The organism is Acidovorax sp. KPB24-07, assembly GCF_057543315.1.
On sequence record NZ_BAAJYS010000311.1, the window covers coordinates 1 to 4,002 of the forward strand.

The 4,002-nt window shown below is 70.4% G+C and carries 5 protein-coding genes and 1 pseudogene; all 6 read right to left on the bottom strand.

Features of this window, described 5'->3' with window-relative positions; translation table 11 throughout:
* On the bottom strand, positions 1–499 hold a 499-nt coding region (locus AC27IQ_RS19930; RefSeq protein ID WP_487090523.1), incomplete at its 3' end, for a HutD/Ves family protein.
* Positions 500–507: 8 nt separating this feature from the next.
* Positions 508–1,370 (bottom strand): annotated as a pseudogene (locus AC27IQ_RS19935) (phytanoyl-CoA dioxygenase family protein).
* A gap of 37 nt (positions 1,371–1,407) precedes the next feature.
* Positions 1,408–2,202: an amino acid ABC transporter ATP-binding protein gene (locus AC27IQ_RS19940; RefSeq protein ID WP_487090521.1), complete on the bottom strand. Its 795-nt coding sequence runs from the start codon at positions 2,200–2,202 to the stop codon at positions 1,408–1,410.
* Positions 2,199–2,867, bottom strand: a complete 669-nt coding sequence (locus AC27IQ_RS19945) for an amino acid ABC transporter permease (RefSeq protein ID WP_284401841.1) — start codon at positions 2,865–2,867, stop codon at positions 2,199–2,201. Before AC27IQ_RS19945 ends, AC27IQ_RS19940 begins: the two co-directional genes overlap by 4 nt.
* A 50-nt stretch (positions 2,868–2,917) precedes the next feature.
* Positions 2,918–3,694: a glutamine ABC transporter substrate-binding protein gene (locus tag AC27IQ_RS19950; RefSeq protein WP_284401839.1), complete on the bottom strand. Its 777-nt coding sequence runs from the start codon at positions 3,692–3,694 to the stop codon at positions 2,918–2,920.
* A 70-nt stretch (positions 3,695–3,764) separates the two neighbouring features.
* A partial coding sequence (locus AC27IQ_RS19955; protein ID WP_487090522.1) for an IclR family transcriptional regulator domain-containing protein occupies positions 3,765–4,002 on the bottom strand: 238 nt, incomplete at its 5' end.

Consider the following 4,002-nt stretch of genomic DNA (forward strand, 5'->3'; position numbering starts at 1 on the left):
CGGGCGCGGCGGCGGCCCACCACAGGCCCTGCCCTGGCCCGAAGACCTCGCCGCCCCGATGCCACCGGCCCGACAGCACCATGCACAGGCCCGCGGGCGTGCTGCCCGGCACGCACGCGTTCTGCAGCACCTGCACCGCGCCCTGCCAGCGGCCATGCCGCAGCATCAGGTTGAAGTCGGTCGAGGCGCCGCCCAGCGGGATGCAGTCGATGGCCTGGTCGCCCGCGAACGCCACGGGCTGCCAGCGCTCGTCCAGCGCATGGTCGATGCCCTCGTCCTCGGCGCGCAGGCGCACGCCGGCCCCGTCCAGCAGCATGATCTGGCGCTGCACGCCCTGGAAGGCCGAGAACGGCCCGGGCGCCGCGATGGTGGCCACGCTCACGCGCCACTCGAAGGCGTCCATGCCGGCGCCCGGCGGCCAGCAGGCCAGCTCGCGCGTGTCGCCGCCGCCGTTCTTCCACGGGGTGGGCGCGATGGCCGACAGGTCGAACCGCTGCAGCGCCGCCGTCATCCCGCCTCCCCCACCAGCAGCGGAAAGAGCGGGTGCGCCATGGGTGCGCCGGCCGGCAAGGTGTCGGCCAGGCCCGGGAAATCGGGCGAGGTCTTCCAGGCGCGCGGCGCATGGCGCGTGTCGTCGCCCAGAAAGCGCACCGAGAACACGCGGCGACGCTGCGGCCCGGGCACACCGCCCGAGGCATGCAGGGCCAGCATGTGAAAGCACACCACGTCGCCGGGCGCGATCTCCCAGCCCAGGATGGGAAACGCCGCGCGGTCGGCCTCGATGTCGGGCAGCTCGGCCAGCGAGCCTTCGGGAAACCACCGCGCCTGCTGGTCCATGAAGGTGCGCGGCATGCGCCACGGCCCCCGGTGCGAGCCGGCCACGAACTCCAGCGTGGCCTCCCGCGCCACTGGGTCCACGGGAATCCACAGGCTCACGTTCTGGGTGCCGTCGATGTTGTAGTAGGGCTGGTCCTGGTGCCAGGGCGTGCGCTGGCGCGTGCCCGGCTCCTTGACCAGCACATGGTCGTGGTACAGCCGCACGCTGGCGACTGCATGAGCCGCTGGGCGGCCCAGGCCACGGGCGTCTCGGCGATGAAGCGGCCGAAGGCGGGAATGTCCTGCCAGTTGCAGAAGTCCTCGAAGAACCGGCCCGGATCGTCCGGGCGGCTCGCCACCTTGGCGCGTGGGCTGGGCGCGGCCAGGTTGGCGTCGATGCCGCTGCGCAGCAGCGCCACCTCGCCCGGCGTGAGCAACTGGCGGATGCACACCGCGCCGTCGCGCGCGAAGTCGGCCACGAGGGCGTCGGTCACGCGCTCGCGCAGCCGCTGCTGCAGGTCGGGCGGGGACACCAGGGGGGTGGAAAGCGTCATGGCGAAGGCCTCACTCTCGGCGGCTCGGTGGGGGCGCTCAAGTGCGCGACAGCACGGCCTGCAGGAACGCGCGGGTGCGCTCCTGCGTGGGCTCGGTGAAGATCCTGGCGGGCGGGCCCGATTCGATGATGCCGCCGCCGTCCATCACCACCACGGTGTCGCCAACCTCGCGGGCAAAGTCCATCTCGTGCGTGACGACCATCATGGTCATGCCCTCGCGCGCCAGCAGCTTCATGACCTGCAGCACCTCGCCCACCAGCTCCGGGTCCAGGGCCGAGGTGGGTTCGTCAAACAGCATCACGCGCGGCTGCATGGCCAGGGCACGGGCGATCGCCACGCGCTGCTTCTGGCCGCCCGACAGGCTGGCCGGCATGGCCGCGGCCTTGTGGCCCAGGCCCACCTTGTCCAGCAAGGCGCGCGCCTGGTTTTCGGCCTCGGCGCGGGAAGCGCCGCGCAGCTTGCGCGGGCCCAGGGTGACGTTGTCGAGCACCGACAGGTGCGGGAACAGGTTGAACGACTGGAAGACCATGCCCACCTCTTCGCGCAGCGCGTTGAGCTCGCGCTCGGGCAGCATGCGGCCCTCGTCCACCAGGGTGCGCCCGCAGATGTCGATGCGCCCGCCCTGGGGCTGCTCCAGCCCGTTGCAGCAGCGCAGGAAGGTGCTCTTGCCCGAGCCGCTGGGCCCGATCACCACCACCACCTGCGACGGCTGCACGTCGAAGTCGATGCCGTTGAGCACCACGTGCTCGCCGAAGGCCTTGCGCAGGCCGCGGATGCGCACGATGGGTGCCGCATCCGCAGCGGATGCCTGGGTCGATGGGGACTGCGTCATTGCACCATCCCCCCGGCGCGCAGGCGCAACTCGATGTGGCGCAGCACCAGCGTGGTCGCGCCGGTGAGCAGGAAGTACACGACCGCGATGGCCAGGTACACCTCCAGCGAGCGGTATGACACGCTGATGATCTTCTGCCCCTCGTGCATCAGGTCGTGGATGGTGAGCAGCGACACCAGCGCCGAGTTCTTGATGAGCGCGATGAACTCGTTGCCCAGCGGCGGAATCATGCGCACCACGGCCTGGGGCAGCACCACCCAGCGCATCGCCACGCCCGAGGACATGCCGATGGAGCGCGCGGCCTCCATCTGGCCCCGGTCGATGGACTGGATCGCGCCGCGCACGATCTCGGACACGTACGCGCCCGAGTAGATGCCCAGCCCGATCACGCCGCACAGGAACGCCGGCAGCAGGATGCCGAACTGCGGCAGCCCGAAGAACAGGATGAACAGCTGCACCAGCAGCGGCGTGCCGCGGATGGCCGCCACATAGGCCGTGCACAGGCCATACACGATGCGGCGCCGGGGGTCGAGGCGGCCGATGCCCACCAGCAACCCCATCACGCAGCCCAGGAGCAGCGAGGCGGCCGTGATCTCCACGGTCACCAGCGCGCCCTCCAGCAGTTGGGGCCAGCCGGCCCACACGGGGGAAAAGTCGAGTTCCATCGCTCGGATTCAGTGCTTGTCGATTCGGTCGGCGGCGGTGGTCTGCCGGCTCACTTGGCAGCCGGCGTGGCCGCGGTGGTGGCGGCGCTGCCGCTGAACCACTTCTTCACGATGGCCGCGTAGGTGCCGTCGGCCTTGAGCTTGGCCAGCGCGGCGTTCACCGCGCGGGTGAGCTCCGGCGTGTCCTTGCGCAGCGCCATGCCGTATTCCTCGGTGGTGAGCTGCTCCTCGATCACGCGCAGGCCGGGCCGGGTGCGCACGTACTGGTAGGCCGCGGGCTTGCCGGTGACGGCGGCGTCGGCGCGGCCGATGTCCACCAGGTTGAACATTTCCTGGTTCTTTTCGACCTCCACACGTTGCGCCTTGGGGTAGTTCTGCGTGAGGAAGGCGACCGACTTGGTGCCTACCTGGACCGAGATCTTCTTGCCGTCCAGGTCGGCCGGCTTGCGGATGGTGGTATTGCCTTCCTTGACCATGGCGACCAGGCCGCCGGCGTAGTAAGGCTCGGTGAAATCGACGACCTTCTTGCGCTCGTCGGTGATGTAGATGCCCGAGACGGCCATGTCGAAGCGCCGCGAGATCAGGCCGGGGATCAGGCCCTTGAAGTCGATGTCCACCCACTCGACCTGCTTGCCCATGCTCTTGGCGACGGCCTCCACCAGCTCCACGTCGAAGCCGGTGCGCTTGCCGTTCTCGACGAACTCCATCGGCGGGAAGGTGGCATCGGTGGCCACTCGCAGCACGTTGTCTTGCGCGCGGGCGGCGCCGGCGCCCAGGGCGAACACGGCGGCCAGGCTGGCCAGGAGGAGATTGCGTCGGATGTTCATGGGAGTTTCCGGTGGGGGTGGGAGGAAGGGAAAGGCACTCGAGGGAAAAAGAAAAACGATGCGGCCGGGTTCAGTGCAGCACGAGTTGGCGCGAGATGCGGGCAGCCGCCACGACCACCATGCGGATCAGCGCGGCCTCCTGGCCCTGGGCCCGCATCACCGGCGCCATCAGCGTGATGGCGCCCGCGGCCTGGCGGGACGCGCCGAACAGCGGCACGCTGCAGCCCCAGACGCCGGGGTCCACCTCGCTCTCGCTGGTGGCGAAGCCGGCCTTGCGGATCGCCTCCAGCGCCTGCTGGGCGGCCTCG

Coding starts and splice junctions, on each gene's coding strand:
- AC27IQ_RS19945 (WP_284401841.1), bottom strand. CDS start 2,867: ATGGAACTCGACTTTTCCCCCGTGTGGGCCGGCTGGCCCCAACTGCTG.
- AC27IQ_RS19950 (WP_284401839.1), bottom strand. CDS start 3,694: ATGAACATCCGACGCAATCTCCTCCTGGCCAGCCTGGCCGCCGTGTTC.
- AC27IQ_RS19940 (WP_487090521.1), bottom strand. CDS start 2,202: ATGACGCAGTCCCCATCGACCCAGGCATCCGCTGCGGATGCGGCACCC.